We start from the raw sequence: 22,839 nt of genomic DNA, 5'->3' as shown, positions 1-22,839 counted from the left end.
GGCAACTCCATATCGGGCGGGCTGACGTTCTCTGAAATCCGTACGACATCATGAAGGCCCGGGCCCATCCTGATACGTTCTCGCCCCGCCGTGAGCAGGGTTTATTGGGCAAGGCGCATCCGCATCCCCATCTGACACTCGAGCCCACCTATCGGGCAGCAGTCAGGAGGTACGATGAAACGGCCCAGAAACACCTATCTTTCCGCCATCGCGGTGCTGGTTGCCGCTGGCCTTGCCGGACATTCCGCACAGGCGCAAAGCGGCTTTGGCCCAGCACCGGCGATTGCGTTAGAATCCGCAGACCGCGCGTTCATTGCATCGGGCAGCGGCCCATATGCAGGTCAGGCTGCAGTGTACCAGCCGACGGTTTCAGGCGATGTGCCGGTGGTTCAAGTCAAAAGCTTCAAAAAGAAGCTCAAGCTTCACTACAAATACCGGTCCTACAAGAAACCCAAGGTGAAGAAGATCAAACGACACTCGGGGTATTACACACCGTATTACGGGCTGCATTCCAAGAAATACAAAGCCCATCGCGGACATCACTATCACTTTAAGCCGAAATTCCGCGGACGGTATTAAGCAGCAGGATCACCCCCCGCGCAGGCGCTGCATCAGGTAAACCTCGGCGCCTTCGGGGATGGGTTCGGTCAGGCCGCTGGCGATGATGCGACCATTGATGGCGATGGACACGCCTGCGTCTATCGGGGCCTGAAGCTGCGGATGCGCCCGGACCAATGCGCCGAGGAGTTCTCCGGTGGTTTTGGCCTCGACCGCCACCACTTCGCAACCCCCGGTCAATGACCGGAGGCCGGACCAGAGGTGGACCTCAACCATTGTCCTTCAGCGCTGTCAGAATGCGCGGCGGGGACATTGGCAGTTGTTTCATCCGCACACCCGCCGCGTTAGACACCGCGTTGGCGATGGCCGCCAAGGGGGGCACGATACCGGTTTCACCGACGCCGCGCACACCGAACGGGTGGCCAGGGTTGGGCACTTCGACGATCACCGTGTCGATCATCGGCAGATCGCTGGCGACCGGGATACGGTAGTCGAGGAAGATCGAGTTCTGCAACCGGCCATCGTCACCATAGATATATTCCTCGTTCAGCGCCCAGCCGATGCCCTGCGCGGCACCGCCCTGATACTGGCCCTCGACATAGGTCGGGTGGATCGCTTTGCCCGCATCCTGAATGACCGTGTAGCGGGTGATCGACGTCTTGCCGGTTTCCGGATCGACCTCGGCATCGACGATATGGGTGCCGAAGGACACGCCAGCGCCTTCGGGCGTTGCCTCGAAATGCCCCGAGATCGGACCCCCGGTGCGGCCCATATTGGCGGTGATGTCGGCCAGTGGCAGCGGGTCAAAATCGCCTGCGTTGGGGCCCGAGGGCACGGCGCAGCCGTTTTCCCATTTCACCGCATCGACCGGGATGCCCCATTTGGCCGCCGCCCGTTCGCACAGTTTTTCAACCGCGTGTTTGGCGGCCTTGATGGTTGCCAGACCCGAGGCATAAGTCACGCGTGAGCCGTGGCTGACGTCGTTATAGCCCAGCGTTGCGGTGTCGGCGACGGTGACGCGGATGTTTTCGTAGGGAATGCCCAGCACTTCGGCGGCCATCAGCGCCATCGACGCGCGCGAGCCGCCGATGTCGGGCGTGCCGACCATGACCTGTGCCGATCCGTCCTCGGACAGAGCCAGCGACACAGAGGTTTCGCCGCCGTGGTTGAACCAGAAGCCACACGAGATGCCGCGTCCCTGCCCCGGTTTCAGAGGGGCCGAATAGTGCGGATGCGCTTTGGCCGCTTCCAGTGTTTCGACCAGACCGATGCGTTCATAGGTTGGACCATAGCTGGCCTTGGTGCCCTCATGCGCGGCGTTCTTCAAGCGCACTTCCACCGGGTCGAGACCCAGCTTGTTGCACAGCTCGTCCAGCACGGATTCGACCGCAAAGGCCCCCATCGGCGCGCCGGGCGCGCGATAGGCGGCCTGTTTCGGACGGTTGGCCAGCACATCATATCCCACCTGCCGCACATTGGTCAGGTTATAGGGCGCAAAGGCGCACATGGCGGTCATGTCGCCGGGGGCACCGGGGAAAGCGCCGCCCTGCAGGCGGAAAATGCCCTGAGCCGCCGTGATCGTGCCGTCTTTCTTCATACCGATCTTGATATCCATCGACGCCGACGAGGTCGGGCCGGTCGCCCGGAACACCTCGGAGCGGGACATCACGATCTTGACCGGACGGTTGGCCTTGCGGCTCAGCGCCAGAGACACCGGCTCGATGAACACAGTGGTCTTGCCGCCGAACCCGCCGCCGATCTCGGAGGCGGTGACGCGCAGTTGCGAGGTTTCGATCCCCAGAAGCGCCGCGCAGGTCTTCTGCACGATCCAATGCCCCTGGGTGCAGCACCACAGCTCACCCTTGCCATCAGCGCCCAGTGATCCCAGGCAGGCGTGGGGTTCGATGTAACCCTGATGGGTGGCCTCGGTCGTGAAGCTGTCTTCGATGACCAGATCGGCCTCGGCGAACCCGGCCTCGACATCGCCGTGTCCGCTTTCGTGATAGCGCACGACGTTGGGATGCATCCCTTCGGGGACGGAGTAATCTGCTGCGCCCTCGCGGATCACGGGGGCATCCGGGGCCATCGCCTTGTCCACATCGGTGACGTGGGGCAAGATTTCGTATTCGACCTCGATCAGTTTCAGCGCGTCGCGGGCGGCCAGCGCCGAAGTCGCAGCCACGGCGGCAATTGCGTGGCCGTCATACAGCACCTTTTCGCCCGCCATGACGTTTTCCAGAACGTTCCAGAATTCGCCATCCAGACCGGGAAAGAACGGCACATCGGCAAAATCGGCGCGGGTGACGACGGCTTTGACGTCCTTGTGCGCTTCGGCCTTCGAGGTGTCGATCTTGACGATCCGCGCATGGGCATGGGGCGAGCGCAGGATGGCACCGTGCAACATGCCGGGCGCATAGGCATCGGCCCCGAACTTAGCGCGGCCTGTGACCTTGTCCAGACCGTCGGGGCGGTCGGGGCGTGTGCCGACAAAGGTGAATTCGGATTTGCGATCGTCCAGAGCCATTATGACGCCTCCCGCAGTTCAGCCGCCGTATCCATCACGGCGCGAATGATTTTGTCATATCCCGTACACCGGCACAGGTTGCCTGCCAGCCAGTACCGGGTTTCTTCTTCGGTCGGGTTCGGGTTTTTCTCAAGCAGAGATTTGGCCGCCACCAGAATACCCGGGGTACAGATGCCGCATTGCAGGGCGGCATATTCGATCATCTTCTTTTGCAGCGGATGCAGAACGTCGCCATCCGCGATCCCTTCGACAGTCTCAATCTGCTTACCCTCGGCCTCGACCCCAAGCATCAGGCAGGAACAGACCAGACGGCCATCGACGCTGACCGAACAGGCGCCGCAATCGCCGGTGCCGCAGCCCTCTTTCGCGCCGGTCAGGTTCAGTTTGTCGCGCAGACAGTCCAGCAGGGTTTCGCGCGGGTCGCAGAGGTATTCGACCGTGTCACCGTTGACAGTGGTGGATACGTGGAACTTGCTCATGCTTGCTCTCCCTTTGCGCGGGCATAGGCGATTTTTGCGGCGCGTTTAGCCAGCACTCCGGCCACTTCGGTGCGGAAGGCGATGGTGCCGCGTTTGTCGTCGATCGGGTTACAGGCGGACGAGGCCGCAGCGGCCAGCGCATCAAGTGCTGCGTCATCCAGCGTTGAGCCGATGATGGCCTTGGCACAGTCTTCGACCAGCAGGACGGTCGGGGCCACGGCGCCCAACGACACGCGCGCCTCGGTGATGGTATCGCCATCCAGCCGCAGGTTCACACCAACGCCGACGACGGCAATGTCCATCTCGGTCCGTGGGATAAAACGCAGATAGGCGTCGCCACCGTTTTCGCCGCGGGCAGGAATGTTGACGGCCGAGATCACCTCGCCCTTGGCCAGAGACGTCTTGCCGGGGCCGGTCGGGATATCTTCGACCGCGACCGTGCGATCCCCGTCGGGGCCGGTCACGGTGACGGTTACGCCTGCCGCGACCATCGCAGGCACCGAATCCGCTGCCGGAGAGCCATTGCACAGGTTGCCGGTCAGCGTCGCGCGCCCCTGCACCTGAGTTGATCCGATCAGGTCCATCGCCTCGACAACGCCGGGCCAGTCGCGGCCCAGTTCCGGGTGTTCGCTCATCTCGGCACCGGTGGCGGCGACGCCCAGCGTCCAGCTGCCATCGGCGTTGCGGGTGATATCGTGCACACCGTCGATCTTCTTGATGTCGATCAGGGTGTCGGGTGTCACCAGTTCCGAGCGCAGCTGCACCAGAACATCCGTTCCTCCGGCCAGAAACCGGGTGATGCCGGTTGCGTTTGAGGCCAGCGCCGATGCTTCGGCAAAGCTGGCGGGGCTGTGATAATTCATGAGTATACCTCGCACCTGTTCTTCAGGATCACTGGGATTTGGAGGGGACGTTAGTGCAGCAACCCGCCCGCGTCCATGGCTGCCGCGACGTATTTTTCAGGTTGGAAATGTCGGTTTCAGACCTCGGATCACAGGTCGATTTCGATCACACCGTCCTTTTCCGCCGCGCGGCTTTGGCACAGGATGATCGCGCCCTCGCGCTGTTTGTTCGACAGCACAAAGTCGCGATGTTCGATCTGACCCGAGATCACGCCGCATTTGCAGACGCCGCAGATACCGTCCGAGCACTTCACATCCACGTGAATGCCCGCCTCATTCAGCACCTGAGCCGCGTCCTTGTCGGCGGGCACGGGCAGGTCGCGGCCCGACTTCGCCAGCCGCAGTGTGAATGGATGATTCTCGTATTCCGGCTGTTCAGGGACCGAGAAATACTCAAGATGCCGCGCGTCTTCGGGAAAACCCTGCGCCTCGGCGGCTTGCATCACGCCGTCCATGAACCGATCCGGGCCGCAGGTATAGACGTGCCAGCCGTCCTGATAGCCCGACAGGATCGCATCCAGATCGGCACGGGTGCCTTCGTCCGAGAAATGATAGTGCACATGCTCGGCCCATGGCATCGCGGCCAGATCGTCCAGATACCCGGCCCCGGCGCGGGTGCTTGCGGAATAGTGCAGTTGGAACGGCTTGCCCAAGGCGTGCAGCCGGTGGGCAAAGGCGATCATCGGGGTGATGCCGATGCCGCCACCCATCAGGAAGGTTTTGGTCGCGGTTTCATCCAGTTCGAAATGGTTGATCGGTTTCGAGATGAAGACCTTGCGCCCTTCATTGAAGATGCGATGCAACAGCGCCGAACCGCCGCGCCCTTCATCCTCGCGCAGCACCCCGATCTGGTAGGTGCTGCGGTCGGAGGGATCGCCCGACATCGAATATTGCCGCAGGAATTCAGGCGAGACCAAAACGTCCAGATGCGCGCCAGCGGTCCAGTTGGGCAGCAGCGCGCCGTCTAAAGTGGTGAATTCGTATTTAGTGACATCAGCGGTCATCTTGTCGACCTTGGTCAGCTCCACCCGCATCACCGGCGCGTCGCCCGCGACCTGATAGCGATGGACAACCGACCCGTCGCCCGACGCCTTGCGCGCCTTGTAGTCTGCGGCCGTGACCATTGCCTCATAGGCCGCAATCCCGGCTTCGCGGTCCATATGGAACGGATAGGGCCACGGGTGCGGCGCAAGCGGGGCGGGATAGACGGCCAGCGTCTGATCCTCGTATTTCAGATCAAGGTCGCGCTGCAGATCGCGCCGGTTGAGCGCATGTTTCGAGGGGCGATAGGCCCCGTCGGGGTCCAGTTCGATATCCCACCACCACTTCTTGACGTCATTGAGCCCGCCATTGCCCACGGCATCATCCAGCTTTGCCAAAGCCGGTGCGGCTTGGGGGATGTTCATCGCGGCCCAGCGGAAGGGGCGCTCCTTGAAGATACCTTCTAGATTCCACGGGCAGGTCTTCATGCAGCGCCCGCACATCGCGCCTCCGGGCGTGGTGATCCGGTAGGTGGCGCATTTCTGACTGTCGGATTTCCAGATCTCATAGCCGTTGAACATCAGCTTCGGCCCGGCGGTGATCGCGCCCGAGGGGCATTCGCGGGCGCATTTGTTGCAGGACTCGCAGAATGTCTGAAGGCCGAAATCAATCGGCTTGTCATGCGCCATCGGCATATCGGTCGTCACAACGCCGGATTTCAGGCGCGGGCCGAGATAGGGATTCAGGATCACCTCTCCGATCCTGCTGACCTCACCCAAGCCGCTCAGCAGCAGCAGCGGTGGTTGCAGCACCTCGCCATCCATCACCGTATGCGCCTTGGCTTTGTAGCCCAGATTGCGGATTTGCTGCGCGATCACGCCGCCCAGCAGCGAAAACCGGAGATAGGCACGCATGGATTGGGCGACGCTGATCCAGTCATCGCCACTGGCACCCTCCATGGTCTCATAGCCCTGATCGATGATCATGCTGATGGCCTGATCATGTGGCGGGACGATCTCTTCCCCGGTGGCGTCGTGGGAATACCAACTCCAGTCCGGGCACCGGCTGAGGCCCACCGCATCGACCCCAAGGAAATAGGTCGCGGCCTTGATATTGGCAGCATTCCGCTGCGCATCGGTGGGCGGCGCGACCTCGGCGCTGTCACCATCCTGCAGCAGCACAAACGCGCCCAGCGCGCGGCGTTGGGCAAAGCTGGGGGCGGATTTGCGCACGTAGTGCCCGCCCTTGGTCGCGTCCTGAAGCGACTTGCCCATGTCCCCGAATTGCGCCCGCGCGAACATATCGGCGCGTTTGGGCACGCGGGCAACGTTTTCCTCGTCGATATAGGTGGTCGGGCTCTCGACCCGCTTGAGGTTTTCAAACGGGTGCGCCCCGTCCACATATCGGCGCTTGGCGAAGGGATCGCGGTTCAGCGCATTCTTGGCAAAGCCCGCGCCCAGCCACCATGCGGGGCCTTGGGTGCGAAACCACGGCTGTTCGGCCATCGGGCGTAGGGGGCGATCATGGGCGATCTCCATCTCGGTGGTCACGGCGGCCAGACCGAAGCGTTTGCCAAGCCACGGTGTGATCACCTCACCCCCTTCGACCGAGGCCAGTCCCGCCGCAACCGCAAGCTTGCCCAGATCGACCTCAGAGGACATCGCCGTATGCGCCCGCGCGTCAAAGCCCAACAGGCGGATATAGTTGGCGATCACCACCGCATTCTCGGTCGCGAGCAGACAGGCCCGGTGATCCTGCGCGTCGCCGATCCAATCGGCTCCGGGTTCCGAGGGGTCGGGGTCGCGGTTATGTTCATAGAGGAAGACAATCACATGGCGGTGGCTATCCATCGGGCGCGGCGCGGCCTCCATGCTTTCCTTCAGGTCCGCCATGATCACGTCGATGCCCGAGGCCAGCGTCTTGGTCTGGCGCGTTTTCAGCGCATGAGCCAGCCGGTCGATATCGGGGTTGTGCCGGGGCTCAGCCAGCATTGCATCCGATGGTAACGGTCCGCAGCCCATCATCGACGCGTCGTTGAAATAGCCGAACGCTTTCAGGTGGTTGGCGCGCTCGGTAAGATCGGCAGGAATTTCCGAGGCAACCGGGTTCACGAACCCGTCCCGGATCGCATCCATCATCGCCTGAAACTCGCCCATCGCGTTGACGATGCTCTCGGGCTGTTCCGGCCGGTGAAAGCTAAGCGCGCGCATCGGGGCGACCTGCGCCAGATCGGGCATCTGATCCTGCCGCGCCAGTCGCTCCAGCGGGTATGGTCCCATGTGAACGGGTCGGTTTTTGTCCGAGAAAAAGCGGATCCCCATCGCGCGCCCTCCTGCTTGCTAACGATCATCTAAAGCTGCATGGACACCAAATCCATTCATGAATAATCATAGATGATATGAGCAAAATTGATTTCACTGATCTCGACGGCAAGGTCCTGCGGGTGTTCCTGACGATACTCGAGGAGAGCTCGGTTTCAAAAGCGGCCGACCGGCTGGGCGTGACGCAATCGGCGATCAGCCACACGCTGGGTAAACTGCGGCAGGTGCTGGGCGATCCGCTGTTCGTGCGATCTGGTCAGGGCCTGACCCCGACCGAACGCGCGCTGTCACTGAAAGAGCCTGCGCAACGGGTGCTGGACGGGATGCGGGCGCTGACGCAGGGGCGACCCTTTGATCCGCTATCCGAGCAGATCGACGTTCAGATCGCCACCAACGACATGCCGCGCGAGTTGATCTTTCCCGGCCTGCTGCGCGACGCGCGGGCCGAGGGGGTGCGCCTGCGGCTGGAATTCATCCCCTCGGGTGTTCCCGATCCGGACCTGTTGCGCAGCGACCGGTGCCAGTTGATGCTGACTCCGCTGCCGCCGGACGGGCCGGACATCTTTCAGAAACGGCTGCTGACCAGCCCGTTGATGGTGTTCTACGACGCCACGCAACGCGAGCCGCCGCAGGATTGGCAGGCATATTGCGCCGGTGACCATGTCGAGGTCCGCTTTGCCGATGGCCGCAACGCCCGCGCCGTGATGCGCGGCGTGGACCAAAGCCAGATCAGGCCGCCCGTCGTCACCCTGCCGCATTTCAACGCCATCCCGCCCTTTGTGACAGGCAGCGATCTGATCTCGACCGACACGGCACTGATGAAACGCGGGCCGCTGGCGGCGCTGGACTGCGCGCCGCTGCCATTCGAATGCGATCCGGTGTCGATCTACATGGTCTGGCACCAACGTTCGGCGAACGACCCCGCCCATCGCTGGCTGCGAACCCGGATCGAGGCCATCGCGGCCACCCTTCAGACCTGAGACAGCAACCAGTCGCGCATTTGGTTCACCAGGTCCGGCTGTCGCGGTTTCTGCGGGGTGACGATGAAAAAGCTCAGGTCATCGACCAGCACTTGGGACAGCGGCTGCACCAGCCGTCCCGAGGCCAGTTCAGCCGCCACAAGCGGCGCATGGGCCAGCGCAAAGCCCTGCCCCGAGACGGCAGCATCAATCGCAAGGCTGGTCTGGCTGAACGTCATCATTCTGGGCCGCCCTTCAACGCCGGCTCGGTCCAGAAACAGCGGCCACAGCCCGTGGGAATCGCTGAGCAGGACGTGCTGCATCAGATCGTCCGGGCCTTCGATTTGCGCGGCCAGATCGGGGCTGGCGACCACCACGAACTCGGTCGAGAACAAGGGCGTCGCCTGCAGGCCCAGCGCCAGTGGCACCCTGCTTTGGCGCACCGCGATATCGACACCGTTCGACCGGAAATCCGCCAACCGCTCGCGCGCGTCGACCTGCACCGAGATATCGGGATAGCGCGTCACAAAATCGTTCAGACGCGGCACCAGCCATTTCGACGCAAAACTGGGCGTGACCGAGATGGTGATCTGCCGCTGACCCGAGAGATCATCGACAGCCTCCTCAATCAGCCGGAATGCCCGGCGCAAGGGCGCGTGGAACCTGCGTCCGGCCTCGGTCAGGCGCAAACCGCGCGAAAGACGTTCGAACAAGGGTGTGCCCAACCGTGCCTCAAGCCCACGCACTTGTTGGGCGACAGCACCTTGGGTAACGCCCAGTTCCTCGGCGGCGAGGCGAAAATTCAGATGCCGGGCCGAGGCCTCAAAGGCGCGTATCGCGTTGAGTGGCGGGAGTGGGGGCATCACAAAGACAGTAGATTTTCTACATCTTTAGCGCAGCAGAACTGATTGGTCAAACGGCCCACGTCACCCCATTTTGACGCCAGACATCACAAGGGATCGTAGATATGGAAAAAAGTAGCTTTGATCACGGCAGGTGGCAGCGGCATGGGCGCGGACAGCGCGCGCAGGCTGGCAGCTGATGGGTTCAAGGTTGGCATCCTGTCCTCGTCCGGCAAAGGTGAGGCGCTTGCCAGTGAACTGGGCGGCGTGGGCATTACCGGGTCGAACCAGTCCACGGATGACCTGCAGAGGCTGGTCGATGCGGCGATGGCCCATTGGGCGCGGGTGGACGTATTGGTGAACTCGGCAGGTCACGGGCCGCGCGCGCCGGCGCTGGAGTTGACCGATGAGGATTGGCACACCGGTATGGATGTCTATTTCATGAACGCCGTGCGCCCCACCCGGCTGGTCACGCCGATCATGCAGGCGCAGGGCGGCGGGTCGATCATCAACATCTCGACCTTCGCCGCATTCGAGCCCGATCCGGTCTTCCCGACCTCGGGCGTGTTCCGCGCGGGGCTGGCGGCATTCACCAAGCTGTTCTCGGACCAATATGCCGCCGACAACATCCGTATGAACAACGTCCTGCCCGGCTTCATCGACAGCCTGCCCGAGAAAGAGGAATTCCGCGCCCGCATCCCGATGGGTCGCTACGGGCGCAGCTATGATGAGATCGCCTCGGTCGTGGCGCTGCTGGCTTCGGAAGGCGGCGGGTATATCACCGGGCAGAACATCCGAGTTGATGGTGGCATCACCCGGTCGGTCTGAGGTTCAGAACCGTGCCTTGACGAAATGCGTCAGCGCCGCGCCGGTTTCAAAATAGGCGCGGCGCAGTCCGGTCCAGCGTTCGCTGTAACCCTCGACCGCCGGAACGGGTAGCAGCGCGGGGTTGTCCTGCAACAGGCTCTGCGCGCATAGGCTGCCAAACACAGTGCCCGGGCCAATGCCGCGACCGGAATAGCCGTGGACCGACAACGCGTTCGGCCCGATCTTTGTGATCTTGGGGATATGGTCCGAGGTCATGGCGATGCGCCCATGCCAGCCTTGCTCAAAGGGTTGATCGGCGAGTTGCGGGTAAAGCGACGCCAGCTTGCGCTTAATCCAAGCGATATGCGCCGCTCGGCCCGCATGACCCAAATCTCCCATCGCGCCCAGAACGAAACGACCCTGCTGATCCACACGGAACGACGTCATGATCAGGCCGGTGTCCCAGCAACCTTCTCCACCCGGCAGGACGCTGGCTCGCAGGTTGTCGGTCAGAGGCGCGGTTGCGTATTGGAAGTAGTAGACCGGGACGTAAGCGGGGGCGGTTTCGGGCAGGCTCTGGTGATAGGCGTTGGTGGCTTGGATCACCGATCTGGCGCGCACTGTGCCCTGCGGGGTCGTCAGAACCCAGTCATCGCCGTCGCGCTGCATGGCCTGAACCGGGCTTTGCGTGCAGATCTGCGCCCCGGCCTTTTGCGCAGCCCGCGCAAGGCCACGGACATAAGCCATAGGCTGAATGGTTCCAGCGCGCGGATCGAACAGGGCCCCATGAAACGCTGCGCTGCCCGTGCGGGTCCGGGTCTGATCCTGCGACAGCAATTGAACAGGCGCGCCCGCGGCGCTGAGTTGGTTATGGCGGGCCTGCAGGTCTCGGAAGCCCGCCGGGGAGTGCGCACAATGCAGGGTACCGTTTCGGACAGGTTCGCAAGCGATCCCGTGCGCGTCGATCAGATCGAACACATCCCCCGGGGCTGCGGCCAAAAGTTTGATCAGACGGTTTCCGACCTCATCGCCCAGATGCGCCCGTATCTCCGCAGGAGGCAACCAGAGGCCCGCATTGGCCAGCCCCACATTGCGGCCTGACCCTCCGTGCCCGATCTCCTGCGCCTCAAGCAGACAGACCGAGGCCCCTGCCTGCGCCGCTGTCAGGGCAGCGGAACAACCGGTGTACCCTCCGCCGATGATCGCCAGATCGACGGTTACGTCGCGGGTCAAAGCATGACTGTCCACTTGCTCGCGGCAGGTATCCAACCAAAGGGATTGATTGTGGTCGCTCACGTCAGGCTCCCCGCGTAGTCACAGTTCATTCGGGTCAGCGATCAGCCGGTTGCAAGCGCGCGCTGATCGTCCCGGCCCATGGCGATCAGGAACGGCTGCGTCTTCTGCCGGGCCTGAAAGGCGGCTTTGTCACTCATGCCGCGCCAGTCCGACAAGACCAGCGATTGGGCCACGGCTCCGCTCAGCGTCGCACCGGGGCCGGTGACGATGAACAGATCAGGTGCGAACTCGCGCGCTGCGGTCTGGATCGCGCGGGTGAAATCATAGGGCTCGGTCACCTGATGCCCAAGAGTATAGTCCCACAACGCCTGCGTGTCCGTCCCGCCCGGCCACCAGATCTTGCCACGCCCGTCGATCAGGGGGCGCTTGGGCTGGCCAAAGAGGTCAGCGCTCAGTCGCGCCCGCCCCTCTGCCGCGACCGGAGCCTGCAGGGCGGTGTGGAACGCGGCGTGGTTGGCCAGTCGCATGGGAAAGCGGTCCTGCAGTGTTGGCTGAGACGCCTCGAAAGCTCTGAGCCCGTCCTCATTGCCCGCCAGAACCAGCATCCCGCCTAGATCAATCGACAGCGCCAGAGCGTGATCTTCGAGCGCATTGATCCGGGCCACCTCGGCCAGCAGGTCCGCCTTACGGTCGGGGTCATTGACCCAGTTGTCATTCGTAAACGGATACACAAGCTGCCCGCCGATCAGATGCTCCTGCATCAGCGTTCCCATCGTGTTCACCACCCGAAATCCGTTCTCGGGCGGCAGCGCGCCTCCGGCGGCCAGTGCGATATACCAGCCCATCGAGTTCCCGGTGACAGCAACAACCTCGATATCATCCGCCAAGGTTTGAGCATCGGCCAGCGACGCAGCATAGATCAGGGGCGAGGCCACATCGCCACGCGAATACTTGCTGACAGTATAGCGACTTGCAGCGTCCAGAGCCGTGACGACCTCTTGTCCGAACTCGGCGCGGATGGCGTCGAAACTGTGGAACATCTGCATCCGGTCCGCATGGTGGCGGTGTAGATACCCCAGCTCGGACTTGTTATAGGTGCCCCGGCCCGGGCAGATCACAACGGCGGTACGGGTCATGCGGCGCCTCCGGCCAGTTTGAGCGCGGCGGCGACAATGCCGTCTTTCGATGGCAGCGGCGCGGCATAGGCCGGGCCGGTTGCGATGAAACAATCCTCGGCCACCACGCGGGCGGTCGGGGTGGCGGGACTTTCTTCGTCGAAGAAAGTCATCAGCGCCTCGGACTGGCTGCCGGTGCGGCGGCATTCGTCGACAATCAAAACATGCGCGCATGTTTTGGTGGCTTCGCGCAGGGCCTCGACCGGCATCGGGGCCAGCCAGCGCAGGTCGATGATCCGCATCTTCAGCCCCGCGGCCTGCAACTCGGGCAGCGCCTGTTGTGACAGGTAATGCCCGTTGCCATAGGTCACGATGGCCAGATCGGTGCCGTCCCCATGCACGCCGACCTCGCCCAACGTAATGCGCTGATCCGGTGAAGGATAGCGGGTCATCCACCCCGCATCCTGCGACGCGTGCAGATCGCGCATGGGATAGAGCGCGATGGGTTCCAGAAACACCACGACCCGCTGCTCCTCACGCGCCAGCCGCGCACATTCGCGCAACATCTGCGCCGCATCCGATCCGGTAGACGGGCAGGCAATGATCACGCCGGGAATGTCCCGCAGGACGGCCAGAGAATTGTCGTTGTGGAAATGTCCGCCAAAGCCCTTCTGATATCCCAGCCCCGCGATCCGCAGCACCATCGGGTTGGTGAACTGGCCGTTCGAGAAGAAGGGTAAGGTCGCCGCTTCGCCCCGGATCTGGTCTTCGGCATTGTGCAGATAGGCGAGGAACTGGATCTCGGGGATCGGAATGAAGCCGTTATGACCCATTCCGATGGCAAGGCCGAGAATGGATTGCTCGTCCAGCAGGGTATCGATCACCCGGTCCGGGCCAAAGCGCTGTTGCAACTTCTGCGTCACGCCGTAGACGCCACCCTTACGTCCCACATCCTCGCCCATGCAGACGATCTCGCCATGTTCCAGCATCAGATCGGTCAGCGCCCAGTTGATCAGGCGGCTCATGGGCTGCGGCTCGTCCATCGCGCGCATATCGCCGCCAAAGGCTTTGGCCCGCGCCTCGGCGCTGGGGCCGTTGGTCGGGCGGCAGGCGCGTTTGGGCGGGATCAGGCTGGCCATAACCTCGGTCGCATTGGCCAAATGCGGGCGCGAGGCCGCCTCAGCCGCCACACGGTCGGTCCGCGCACAGGTTTCTTCGTAGATTTTCAACGCCTGATCCGGAGCCAGCGCCCCGGCCTGATCCAGCAGGCGCACGGAATGCAACAGGGGATCGTTGGCCTCATCCGCCTCGACCTCGGATTTCGGCAGATAGGTCGTGGGCACATCCGCCCCCGCATGCCCATAAAGGCGAACGGTTTTCAGATGCAGAAAGGCCGGTTTGCGGCGCGTGCGGACGTAATCGGCAGCCTGCTGCGCCACGGCAAACGTCTCATAGATATCCAGACCATTGGCCTGAAAATACTTGATCCCGGGCCGATGCTCCATCGAGGCCTGGATCCACCCTTTCGGCGTCTTGACCGAAATCCCGATCCCGTTGTCTTCGCAGACAAACAGCAGCGGCAGCGGCGTCGACTGCACGCTGGTCCAACCCGCCGTGTTGATCGCCCCCTGCGCGGTCGAATGGTTGGCCGAGGCGTCGCCGAAGGAACACATCGCGATTCCGTCCTCGGGCAATTCGCGATGTTCCGGATCATGCCGCCGCGCCGCGCCCAGACTATAGGCCGCGCCCACCGCCTTGGGCAGATGGCTGGCAATGGTCGAGGTTTGCGGCGGGATCATCAGCGCCTTTGAGCCCAGAACCTTGTGTCGCCCGCCCGAGGTCGGGTCCTCTTTCGAACAGGCAAAACTCAGCAGCATGTCCCAGGCGATCTGCTGGCCCGGCACCTGTTCCGCGCGGGCGATCTGGAACGCTGCATCGCGGTAATGCAGAAACGCGATATCCGTCGGGCGCAGCGCATGGGCAACAGCCGCCATCCCTTCATGCCCCGAGGAGCCAATCGTATAGAACCCCTGCCCCGCCTTCTGCATGGCGCGGCTGGTCCTGTCCAAGGCCCGGCTCAGCACCTGCGAGCGAAACAGCGACACCGCATCCGTATCGCTCAGCCCCGGACGCGGCGGCGCACCTTCGGGCAGGTCGCGGCGCGCTACGCGGGTCAGGAAGTTCTCATGTACGATCTGGGCGCGGTCCATGGGTCTTGCCTTATGTGGTCAGAGTCATTGGCCAATGACGGATTTGTCACGTGCCCCGCCGCGGATTTCAAGGTCGCCAGAGGCACGGGCACAGGGGCCATCTTGCACTCATGTCTCTGGTCGCTTGGAAAAACCAGTGCTATTGCATGTAAAAGGTATGAGGATTTGTTATATGATTGCGCCACGCCGCTTCCTGCCCTCGATCTCATCCTTGCTGGCGCTTGAAGCGGTGGACAGGCTCGGCAGCGCCTCGGCTGCGGCGGAGGAATTGTCTTTGACGCAAAGCGCAATCAGCCGCCAGCTGAAAACCATGGAGGATCAGCTCGGCGTACAGCTGATCGAGCGCAGCCAGATGCGGTTGCACCTGACACCGGCGGCCAAGGACTATGTGCAAATCGCAAGGTCTGCGGTGCAGGATCTTGCGCAGGCGGCGCTGAAGCTCAAGGCAAACCCGGCGGGTGGCTCGCTTGATTTGTCGATCCTGCCCGCCTTCGGGATGCACTGGCTGGCCCCCCGGCTGCAGGATTTCGCGCGCCGCCATCCCGAGGTCACGGTCAATCTGGGCACCCGGTTGAAACCATTCGATTTCGCGACGGAACCCTTCGATGCGGCTATCCACTTCGGCCAGAAAGACTGGGCCGGCGTCCACTACCTGCCGATCATGCGAGAACAGGTTCTGCCGGTTTGTGCGCCGGGGCTGAAAGAGGCCGTGCATGAAACGCTGGACACCTTGCGTGCCGCCCCCCTGCTGCATCTCGACTCGCGCCCGGACGCTTGGGAGAGATGGTTTGAAATGCAGGGCGCGCAGGTCTCGGGCCTGCGAGGAATGCTGTTTGACCAGTTTTCCACCATGATACAGGCGACCATCCACGGGCTGGGCGTGAGTTTGCTACCCTCGTATCTGGTGCTCGATGATCTGGAAACGGGGCGCCTGGTGACCGCCTGGCAGGGGCCGCTCGTCAGTCTGGGTGATTATTATCTGGTCTGGCCCACCGACCGTGCCATGCCCGAGCCGCTGAAATCCTTCAAAGATTGGCTGCAGGACCAACTGGCATCGGGATAGGTCAGAATTTCCCATTGTCGTTTTTCCAATCCTCGCGCGGGGCAATGGTCTCGACCGTGTCCCAATGCTCGACGACCTTGCCGTCCGCGACGCGGAACAGATCATAGAATGCGCTGTGCTTGCCCCGAAACGCGCCTTCGCAGACGGTTAAGACAAAATCACCCTCGGCCAGCACACGATGCAGACGCTGGTAGTTCACCGTATTGGCATCGGACAATGCGGCACGCAGGGTGCTGACGTCATCGGACAGGCGCGGGTTATGCTCGACATAGGTCTCCGCATCGATGCAGGCCGCGATCTGATCCAGATCACCCGCGATCAGAGCCGTTTCGACAAACGACCGCACGAAGGCGCGGTTTTGCTCGGTCAGGGCGAGGTCGCCCGCCTCCGTCACGCCATCAACCATGCTGTGGCCTGCGGCATTGGGGCCTTGGCGTGGCTGAATATTGTCCCAATGCTCCACCGCCTGCCCATCTTCGAACCGGAACACTTCAAACCCGATGTTGCGGCGCGAGAAGTCATACTCGGTATGGGCAAAGACAAAGGCGCCGTCTTCGAACGCCCGGACAATACTCACGCGCGGAGAGGTCTCGGACAGGCGTTTGAACAGCGCCGCCAAGCCTTCGCTGCCTTCATGGGTCTGTGGGTTATGCTGGATATACCGCGCCTCGTTTACCACCGAGACAGGGCCGGGATCACCAGTTTCAATGCTTTTGAGCAGCGCGCATATACGGGATTTGTTTGACGCAGCCATGAGCGGGGGCCTTTCTGCCGAACCAACCTGTCGCGATCATGGCAGGCGGATCACGCATCGGCAATATCAGCGCAGGTCAAAGACTGCCCGGCCCAACGGGAGGAGACGTTCCGCAAGGAATGTCGACGACGGGCGGGAGCGCTTTGCCTCAGACGTCCAGCGAACGGGCGATGAGCTCTTTCATCACCTCGTTGGTGCCGCCATAGATCATCTGCACCCGCGCATCCGCATAGAGACGTGCGATTGGGTATTCCATCATGAACCCATAGCCGCCAAAAAGCTGCAGACACTCGTGCATGATCTCATTCTGCACCTCGGACCCCCAGTATTTGACCATCGAGGCAGTGGCGGCATCCAACTCACCGGCCTCCAGCTTGCCGATGCAATCATTGACAAAGCTGCGCAGAACCTCGGCCTTGGTCTTGCATTCGGCCAGCTTGAACCGCGTGTTCTGGAAATCCATCACCCGCTGCCCGAAGGCCTTACGCTCCTGCACATATTTCACAGTCTCGGCGATGGCGAAGTCAATCGCGCCCAGCGCCATGATGCCGATGGTCAGCCTCTCCCACGGCAGTTGCTTCATCAGCTGATAGAACCCCTGCCCCTCGTCCGAACCCAGAAGGTTGGTCATCGGCACTTTGACGTCTTCAAAGAACAGCTCGGCTGTGTCGTTGGCCTTCATCCCCAGCTTGTCCAGATTGCGCCCGCGCCGGAACCCCTCGGCGCCTTCGGTCTCGACCGCGATCAGCGAGACGCCTTTGGCACCCAGCGATTTGTCGGTCTTGGCCGCAACGATCACCAGATCGGCGGACTGGCCGTTGGTGATGAATATCTTGGACCCGTTCAGCCGATAGGAATTGCCGTCCTTCTCGGCGCTTGTCTTGACCGCCTGCACATCCGATCCGGTCCCCGGCTCGGTCATGGCCAGCGCCCCGATCATCTCTCCCGAGGCAAGTTTCGGCAGCCAGCGTGCCTTTTGGTCTTCGCTGCCATAGGTGGTGATGTAGTGGGTCACGATGGACTGGATGCCATAGCCCCAACCGGCATCCCCGCGCGCAGTCTGTTCATACAGGGTCACGGAATCGAACCCCATGCCGCCGCCGACACCGCCATATTCCTCGGCAATCGAACCCGCCATCAGCCCCGCCTGCCCGGCCTGCAGCCAGAACGCGCGGTCCACGACGCCGTTTTCCGCCCAGGTTTCGGTATTGGGCACAAGCGCATCGTCCAGAAACCGGCCTGCCATCTCGGCAAACATGCGGTGTTCATCCGTAACCCAAGCGGCGGTGCTGGTAAAAAGCGACATCAAAAGCTCTCCAGATCAAGTGTTTGCCCAAGGCTAGCTGCGCAAACGCGCCCTGCCAATCCATGTGACGTGGCGTCTGCCGGTTGCGCTACGCCACGTCCCGGCCGGTTTGGGATCACATCTGCGTTGGGTGAGGTGACAGGCACGGCGACAGCGGCTTGTATCTCGGGGATTCTTTGCTGAAAGGACATCCAATGCCCCGCGCCTTTTCCGAGCTGACCTTCACGCCCACCGTTCGCGCCCATCAGGAACGTATGGGATCGGCCGAGACCTATGCGAAATTCATCGAATCCGGGCCGCAACAGGGCCATTTGATCGGCCCCTCCGAAAAGGCGTTCATCGAGGCGCGGGACGGGTTCTATCAGGCCACCACCTCGGAAACCGGCTGGCCTTACGTGCAGTTTCGCGGCGGGCCGGCGGGGTTTCTCCGGGTGCTGGACGAACGCACCATCGGATATGCGGATTTCTCAGGCAACCGGCAGTATATCTCGCGCGGGAATCTGGACGGCAATGACCGGGTTGCGCTGATCCTGATGGATTACGCGAACAGTCGACGCCTGAAGATACTCGGGCGGATGGCGTTCACCGAAGGGGCCGAGGCCGCCGCCGACCTGTTCCCCGACGGGGCCGAGGCCGCGGCTGAACGTGCGGCGATCCTGCATGTCGAGGCGCTGGACTGGAACTGCCCCCGCCACATCACCCCGCGCTTCACCGAGGCCGAGCTGCGCCCGCATCTGAACAAGCTGGGGCAGGAACTGGCGGTGCTGCAGGCAGAAAACGAGCGGCTGCAGCAGGAACTGGCCGCGCTGAAATCCGGTGCAAGCTAACCCGCGCCAAACCGACGCGGGGTCGGGAAAAACGCGGCTTTCTCCTTGACCTTCCCGTGACTGGAACCCCTATGTCAGGGGTGCAATTCACAACCGGGACGACTCGGATGGCCGAACCACAGCACATTCAGATCAAAGTTACAGGCATGGGCTGCGCCTCTTGCGTGGGCCGGGTCGAGGCGGCGCTGCGCGCGCTGCCCGGCATCCACGAGGCTGCGGTCAATTTCGCGACCGGAACGGCGGATGTGACCCATGACGCGGCCCTGCCCAACATCCTGGGCGCGCTGGATGCGGCAGGATACCCGGCGGCAACCGGTCAAGCGGCTTTGCAGATCGAGGGGATAAGCTGCGCCTCCTGCGTGGGTCGGATCGAACGGACCTTGCGCGCCGCGCCCGGTGTAACAGAGGCCGCGGTCAACCTCGCCACCGGCAGCGCGACGGTGACATATGTCGAGGGCGCGACCGATCCGGCGCTGCTGGCCCGGGCCGTGACCACGGCGGGATACCCCGCGCGGCCCTCGGCCCCGGATGTCGACGATCGGGACCGCAAGGCCGAAGACCTTGCCAAGCTGCGCCGTGCGACGTTGATCGCGGCGGCGCTGGCCTTGCCCGTCTTCGTGCTTGAAATGGGCGGGCACATGATCCCGGCCTTTCATCATTGGGTGATGGCGACGCTTGGCACGCAAACCAGCCATCTGATCCAGTTTGCCCTGACCTCGGTGCTTCTGATCGGGCCCGGGCGGGTGTTTTATGCCAAGGGCCTCCCCGCCCTGCTGCGCGGTGCGCCGGATATGAACGCGCTGGTGGCTCTGGGAACCGGCGCGGCCTATCTGTATTCAGTCCTCGCGACCTTTGCGCCGGGGCTGCTGCCGCAGGGCACCGCCAATGTCTATTTCGAGGCGGCCGCTGTGATCGTCGTTCTGATCCTGCTGGGCCGCCTGATGGAGGCCCGCGCCAAGGGCCGGACCGGGGCGGCCATCCGCAAACTGGTGGGCCTGCAGCCCAAAACCGCGCGGGTCGAGGACAATGGCACGCTGATCGACCGCCCCATCGCCGAGATCATGGTCGGCGACATCATACAAATCCGCCCCGGAGAGCGCGTGCCCGTGGATGGCGAAGTGCTGGATGGCAGCTCTTATGTCGACGAAAGCATGATCACGGGTGAGCCGGTGCCCGTCGGCAAGGCCATCGGCACGGCGGTGGTCGGCGGCACGGTGAACGGCACCGGGGCGCTGCGCATCAAGGCAACCCATGTGGGTGCCGATACGGTGCTGGCGCAGGTCATTGGCATGGTCGAACAGGCACAGGGGGCAAAGCTGCCCATTCAGGGACTTGTTGACCGCATCACCTATTATTTTGTCCCCGCGGTGATGGCGGTGGCTGTCCTGACGGTTGCCATATGGCTGATATTCGGCCCCGTCCCGGCTTTGCCACTGGCTCTGGTCGCGGGCGTGTCGGTGCTGATCATTGCCTGCCCCTGCGCCATGGGCCTGGCCACGCCGACCTCGATCATGGTCGGTACAGGCCGCGCGGCAGAGCTGGGCGTTCTGTTCCGCAAGGGCGATGCGCTGCAGCAGCTGCAGCAGGCCAAGGTCATCGCGCTGGACAAGACCGGCACACTGACTCTTGGACGGCCCGAACTGGACGAGGTCATCACCACAAACGGCTTTGACCGCGCCGAGGTGCTGCGCCTTGCCGCCGCCGCCGAGGCCCGATCCGAACACCCGATTGCCACCGCAATCACCCGCGCCGGGCCCGAGGTTCTGCCCGAGGTTGCGGCATTCGAGTCGCTGACAGGTCTTGGCCTGCGCGCAACAATTGAGGGGCGCGCCGTGCTGGTGGGCGCGGATCGGCTGATGGCGCAGAACGGAATTGACCTGAGCGATCTGCGCCCCGAGGCGCAGAAACGCGCCGCCGAAGGGGCGACACCGATCTATGTCGCGGTCGACGGTCGGGCTGCGGCGGCGCTCACGGTGTCTGACCCGATCAAACCCGGCACGCCCGAGGCTCTGGCCCGCTTGCATGATATGGGTGTGACGCTGGCGATGATCACAGGCGACAACGCGCGGACGGCGCAGGCCTTGGCCGACCGTCTGGGCATCGACCATGTCACAGCCGAGGTGTTACCCGATGGCAAGGTCGCCGCGATCTCGGCCCTGCAGCAGCAATTCGGTACGCTCGCCTTTGTGGGCGATGGGATCAACGACGCCCCGGCGCTGGCCACGGCGGATATTGGGGTCGCGATTGGTACCGGCACCGATGTCGCGATTGAAACCGCCGATGTGGTGCTGATGTCCGGTGATCTGCGCGGCGTGGCCAACGCTGTCGAGATCAGTCGCCGTACCATGCGCAACATCCGGCAGAACCTCGGCTGGGCGTTTGGCTATAATACGTTGCTGATCCCGGTTGCGGCGGGTGTACTCTATCCGTTTGGCGGACATCTTCTGTCGCCGGCTCTGGCCGCCGGAGCGATGGCGCTGTCCAGCGTCTTTGTCGTTTCAAACGCGCTGCGCCTGCGCCGCGTGCGCGCCAGCCTGCCAGAGGTGCAAACCAACACAACCCAGCAAGAGGTAGCGGCATGAATATCGGCGATGTCTCGACCCGCACCGGCCTGCCCGCCAAGACCATCCGGTATTACGAGGATATCAACCTGATCAAACCGCTGCGCGATGACAACGGATATCGGCGCTTTCGCGATCAGGACATTCACAAGCTGAACTTTCTGGGCCGTGCCCGTGCGCTGGGGTTCACGATCGAGGACTGCCGCACCCTGATGGCGCTTTACGAGGACGAATCCCGCGCCAGCGCCGATGTGAAACGCGTGGCGCGCGATCATCTGGCGCAGATCGACGCCAAGATCGCTGACCTGAAGGGGATGCGAGATACGCTGAGCCATCTTGTCGAAGCTTGCGCCGGGGATGACCGCCCGGATTGCCCGATACTAAAAGACCTCGGCAGCAAAGCGTGACACGGGGTTGCCCTTTGGGCTCAGCTTTGCTTTGTCTTCGCTGAACATTCCGGCGCGCTCTGCGCAGCCGGTCAGCGGAGGGGATTTCGGAAAATGGCAAAAGTCGCGTTTCTTGGCCTGGGCGTCATGGGCTATCCGATGGCGGGGCATCTGCAGGCCGCCGGGCATGAGGTGACGGTTTACAACCGCACCAGCGCCAAGGCCGAGGCTTGGGTTGCGCAACATGGCGGTGCCATGGCGGCAACCCCGCGCGCGGCGGCAGAGGGCGCGGATTTCGTGATGGCCTGCGTGGGCAATGACGATGATCTGCGCATGGTTTGTACCGGGGACGATGGTGCTTTTCACGGTATGGCCGAGGGTGCCGTTTTTGTGGATCACACCACCGTCTCGGCCAAGGTGACGCGCGAGTTGTACGAAGCGGGCGGGGCACGGGGTATTGCCTTCGTCGATGCTCCGATATCGGGCGGTCAGGCGGGGGCTGAGAACGGCGTGCTGTCGATTATGTGCGGCGGGGATCAGGCGGCGTATGATAGGGCCGAGCCCGTGATGCAGGTCTATTCGAAAATCTGCCGCCGCATTGGCGAGAGTGGTGCGGGTCAGATGACCAAGATGTGCAACCAGATCGCCATCGCCGGGCTGGTTCAGGGTCTCAGCGAGGCGTTGCATTTTGCCGAGACAGCCGGGCTGGATGGCCGCGCGGTGGTCGAGGTGATCAGCCAGGGCGCTGCGGGCAGCTGGCAGATGGCCAACCGCTATGAGACCATGCTGGACGATCATTTCGAGCATGGGTTCGCCGTGGACTGGATGCGTAAGGATCTGGGGATTTGTCTGGCGACGGCGGATGAAACCGGGGCCTCCCTGCCGGTGACGGCTTTGGTGGATCAGTTCTATAAGGACGTGCAGAAGCTGGGTGGCGGGCGTTGGGATACGTCCTCTCTGATCAAGCGGTTGCGCGCGTTGGGGTGAGCGCAAGGGGGGCTGTCTGCC

19 protein-coding genes are annotated in these 22,839 nt (G+C 63.0%); 8 read left to right on the top strand and 11 right to left on the bottom strand.

Features of this window, described 5'->3' with window-relative positions; all coding sequences use genetic code 11:
• Positions 1–174: 174 nt before the first annotated feature.
• On the top strand, positions 175–579 hold the full coding sequence (locus ACR1XV_RS00315) for a hypothetical protein (RefSeq protein WP_480528268.1): 405 nt from the start codon (positions 175–177) through the stop codon (positions 577–579).
• A 9-nt stretch (positions 580–588) separates the two neighbouring features.
• Here the strand turns inward: ACR1XV_RS00315 and ACR1XV_RS00310 are convergent, their stop codons facing one another.
• The 5 genes from ACR1XV_RS00310 to ACR1XV_RS00290 all read right to left on the bottom strand — a co-directional run bounded on the left by ACR1XV_RS00310 (position 589) and on the right by ACR1XV_RS00290 (position 7,765).
• Complete coding sequence (locus tag ACR1XV_RS00310; RefSeq protein WP_480528267.1) at positions 589–834, bottom strand: MoaD/ThiS family protein; 246 nt, start codon at positions 832–834, stop codon at positions 589–591.
• Positions 827–3,082 (bottom strand): xanthine dehydrogenase family protein molybdopterin-binding subunit, encoded by a 2,256-nt coding sequence (locus ACR1XV_RS00305; RefSeq protein ID WP_480528266.1) that lies wholly within the window; start codon positions 3,080–3,082, stop codon positions 827–829. Before ACR1XV_RS00305 ends, ACR1XV_RS00310 begins: the two co-directional genes overlap by 8 nt.
• Positions 3,082–3,561: a (2Fe-2S)-binding protein gene (locus tag ACR1XV_RS00300; protein ID WP_170713886.1), complete on the bottom strand. Its 480-nt coding sequence runs from the start codon at positions 3,559–3,561 to the stop codon at positions 3,082–3,084. Before ACR1XV_RS00300 ends, ACR1XV_RS00305 begins: the two co-directional genes overlap by 1 nt.
• Positions 3,558–4,424 carry an FAD binding domain-containing protein gene (locus ACR1XV_RS00295; protein WP_480528265.1) on the bottom strand — a complete coding sequence of 289 codons (867 nt, stop codon included), beginning with the start codon at positions 4,422–4,424 and terminating at the stop codon, positions 3,558–3,560. The genes ACR1XV_RS00300 and ACR1XV_RS00295 overlap by 4 nt, the downstream gene beginning before the upstream one ends.
• 128 nt (positions 4,425–4,552) lie before the next feature.
• Entirely contained in the window at positions 4,553–7,765 is a 3,213-nt protein-coding gene (locus tag ACR1XV_RS00290) for a reductive dehalogenase (protein WP_480528264.1), read from the bottom strand.
• A gap of 77 nt (positions 7,766–7,842) precedes the next feature.
• Between ACR1XV_RS00290 and ACR1XV_RS00285 the strand changes: the two genes are divergently transcribed.
• Positions 7,843–8,745 carry a LysR family transcriptional regulator gene (locus ACR1XV_RS00285; RefSeq protein WP_480528263.1) on the top strand — a complete coding sequence of 301 codons (903 nt, stop codon included), beginning with the start codon at positions 7,843–7,845 and terminating at the stop codon, positions 8,743–8,745.
• Here ACR1XV_RS00285 and ACR1XV_RS00280 read toward each other — a convergent pair.
• A complete protein-coding gene (locus tag ACR1XV_RS00280) occupies positions 8,736–9,587 on the bottom strand; it encodes a LysR substrate-binding domain-containing protein (RefSeq protein WP_480528262.1) in 852 nt (283 codons plus the stop codon). The genes ACR1XV_RS00285 and ACR1XV_RS00280 overlap by 10 nt on opposite strands.
• A 102-nt stretch (positions 9,588–9,689) precedes the next feature.
• Between ACR1XV_RS00280 and ACR1XV_RS00275 the strand changes: the two genes are divergently transcribed.
• Positions 9,690–10,394 carry an SDR family oxidoreductase gene (locus tag ACR1XV_RS00275; protein ID WP_480529266.1) on the top strand — a complete coding sequence of 235 codons (705 nt, stop codon included), beginning with the start codon at positions 9,690–9,692 and terminating at the stop codon, positions 10,392–10,394.
• A gap of 3 nt (positions 10,395–10,397) precedes the next feature.
• Here ACR1XV_RS00275 and ACR1XV_RS00270 read toward each other — a convergent pair whose 3' ends face one another.
• From ACR1XV_RS00270 to ACR1XV_RS00260, 3 genes are read right to left on the bottom strand one after another with little or no spacing between them, the layout of a single operon-like run.
• Positions 10,398–11,669, bottom strand: coding sequence for an NAD(P)/FAD-dependent oxidoreductase (locus ACR1XV_RS00270; RefSeq protein ID WP_480528261.1), 1,272 nt, complete (start codon positions 11,667–11,669; stop codon positions 10,398–10,400).
• Positions 11,670–11,710: 41 nt separating this feature from the next.
• Positions 11,711–12,745 carry an ACP S-malonyltransferase gene (locus ACR1XV_RS00265; protein ID WP_480528260.1) on the bottom strand — a complete coding sequence of 345 codons (1,035 nt, stop codon included), beginning with the start codon at positions 12,743–12,745 and terminating at the stop codon, positions 11,711–11,713.
• On the bottom strand, positions 12,742–14,934 hold the full coding sequence (locus ACR1XV_RS00260; RefSeq protein ID WP_480528259.1) for a dehydrogenase E1 component subunit alpha/beta: 2,193 nt from the start codon (positions 14,932–14,934) through the stop codon (positions 12,742–12,744). Before ACR1XV_RS00260 ends, ACR1XV_RS00265 begins: the two co-directional genes overlap by 4 nt.
• A gap of 172 nt (positions 14,935–15,106) precedes the next feature.
• On the opposite strand from ACR1XV_RS00260, the gene ACR1XV_RS00255 reads away from it, so the two are divergent.
• Entirely contained in the window at positions 15,107–15,997 is an 891-nt protein-coding gene (locus ACR1XV_RS00255; protein ID WP_480528258.1) for a LysR substrate-binding domain-containing protein, read from the top strand.
• Position 15,998: 1 nt separating this feature from the next.
• Here ACR1XV_RS00255 and ACR1XV_RS00250 read toward each other — a convergent pair whose 3' ends face one another.
• Complete coding sequence (locus tag ACR1XV_RS00250) at positions 15,999–16,751, bottom strand: nuclear transport factor 2 family protein (RefSeq protein ID WP_480528257.1); 753 nt, start codon at positions 16,749–16,751, stop codon at positions 15,999–16,001.
• A gap of 148 nt (positions 16,752–16,899) precedes the next feature.
• Positions 16,900–18,057 (bottom strand): acyl-CoA dehydrogenase family protein, encoded by a 1,158-nt coding sequence (locus ACR1XV_RS00245; RefSeq protein ID WP_480528256.1) that lies wholly within the window; start codon positions 18,055–18,057, stop codon positions 16,900–16,902.
• Positions 18,058–18,251: 194 nt separating this feature from the next.
• On the opposite strand from ACR1XV_RS00245, the gene ACR1XV_RS00240 reads away from it, so the two are divergent.
• The 4 genes from ACR1XV_RS00240 (at position 18,252) to ACR1XV_RS00225 (ending at position 22,818) form a co-directional block, all read left to right on the top strand.
• The gene (locus tag ACR1XV_RS00240; RefSeq protein ID WP_480528255.1) at positions 18,252–18,884 is read left to right on the top strand and encodes a pyridoxamine 5'-phosphate oxidase family protein; all 633 of its coding nucleotides are present in this window, start codon (positions 18,252–18,254) and stop codon (positions 18,882–18,884) included.
• Positions 18,885–18,991: 107 nt separating this feature from the next.
• A complete protein-coding gene (locus ACR1XV_RS00235) occupies positions 18,992–21,466 on the top strand; it encodes a heavy metal translocating P-type ATPase (protein ID WP_480528254.1) in 2,475 nt (824 codons plus the stop codon).
• Entirely contained in the window at positions 21,463–21,852 is a 390-nt protein-coding gene (cueR, locus tag ACR1XV_RS00230) for a Cu(I)-responsive transcriptional regulator (protein WP_480528253.1), read from the top strand. Before ACR1XV_RS00235 ends, cueR begins: the two co-directional genes overlap by 4 nt.
• 93 nt (positions 21,853–21,945) lie before the next feature.
• Complete coding sequence (locus ACR1XV_RS00225) at positions 21,946–22,818, top strand: NAD(P)-dependent oxidoreductase (protein ID WP_480528252.1); 873 nt, start codon at positions 21,946–21,948, stop codon at positions 22,816–22,818.
• Positions 22,819–22,839 lie beyond the last annotated feature (21 nt).

The organism is Ruegeria sp. AD2(2025) (assembly GCF_056542385.1).
The sequence above is the reverse complement of the archived record's forward strand: the minus strand, read 5'-3'. Positions and strand labels throughout refer to the sequence as shown.

Excerpts from the sequence above, each read along its gene's own strand:
- ACR1XV_RS00250 (WP_480528257.1), bottom strand. The coding sequence starts at position 16,751 with ATGGCTGCGTCAAACAAATCCCGTATATGCGCGCTGCTCAAAAGCATT.
- ACR1XV_RS00265 (WP_480528260.1), bottom strand. The coding sequence starts at position 12,745 with ATGACCCGTACCGCCGTTGTGATCTGCCCGGGCCGGGGCACCTATAAC.
- ACR1XV_RS00290 (WP_480528264.1), bottom strand. The coding sequence starts at position 7,765 with ATGGGGATCCGCTTTTTCTCGGACAAAAACCGACCCGTTCACATGGGA.
- ACR1XV_RS00305 (WP_480528266.1), bottom strand. The coding sequence starts at position 3,082 with ATGGCTCTGGACGATCGCAAATCCGAATTCACCTTTGTCGGCACACGC.
- ACR1XV_RS00310 (WP_480528267.1), bottom strand. The coding sequence starts at position 834 with ATGGTTGAGGTCCACCTCTGGTCCGGCCTCCGGTCATTGACCGGGGGT.
- cueR (WP_480528253.1), top strand. The coding sequence starts at position 21,463 with ATGAATATCGGCGATGTCTCGACCCGCACCGGCCTGCCCGCCAAGACC.
- ACR1XV_RS00240 (WP_480528255.1), top strand. The coding sequence starts at position 18,252 with ATGCCCCGCGCCTTTTCCGAGCTGACCTTCACGCCCACCGTTCGCGCC.
- ACR1XV_RS00260 (WP_480528259.1), bottom strand. The coding sequence starts at position 14,934 with ATGGACCGCGCCCAGATCGTACATGAGAACTTCCTGACCCGCGTAGCG.
- ACR1XV_RS00235 (WP_480528254.1), top strand. The coding sequence starts at position 18,992 with ATGGCCGAACCACAGCACATTCAGATCAAAGTTACAGGCATGGGCTGC.
- ACR1XV_RS00315 (WP_480528268.1), top strand. The coding sequence starts at position 175 with ATGAAACGGCCCAGAAACACCTATCTTTCCGCCATCGCGGTGCTGGTT.
- ACR1XV_RS00295 (WP_480528265.1), bottom strand. The coding sequence starts at position 4,424 with ATGAATTATCACAGCCCCGCCAGCTTTGCCGAAGCATCGGCGCTGGCC.
- ACR1XV_RS00245 (WP_480528256.1), bottom strand. The coding sequence starts at position 18,057 with ATGTCGCTTTTTACCAGCACCGCCGCTTGGGTTACGGATGAACACCGC.
- ACR1XV_RS00255 (WP_480528258.1), top strand. The coding sequence starts at position 15,107 with ATGATTGCGCCACGCCGCTTCCTGCCCTCGATCTCATCCTTGCTGGCG.
- ACR1XV_RS00225 (WP_480528252.1), top strand. The coding sequence starts at position 21,946 with ATGGCAAAAGTCGCGTTTCTTGGCCTGGGCGTCATGGGCTATCCGATG.
- ACR1XV_RS00280 (WP_480528262.1), bottom strand. The coding sequence starts at position 9,587 with ATGCCCCCACTCCCGCCACTCAACGCGATACGCGCCTTTGAGGCCTCG.
- ACR1XV_RS00285 (WP_480528263.1), top strand. The coding sequence starts at position 7,843 with ATGAGCAAAATTGATTTCACTGATCTCGACGGCAAGGTCCTGCGGGTG.
- ACR1XV_RS00300 (WP_170713886.1), bottom strand. The coding sequence starts at position 3,561 with ATGAGCAAGTTCCACGTATCCACCACTGTCAACGGTGACACGGTCGAA.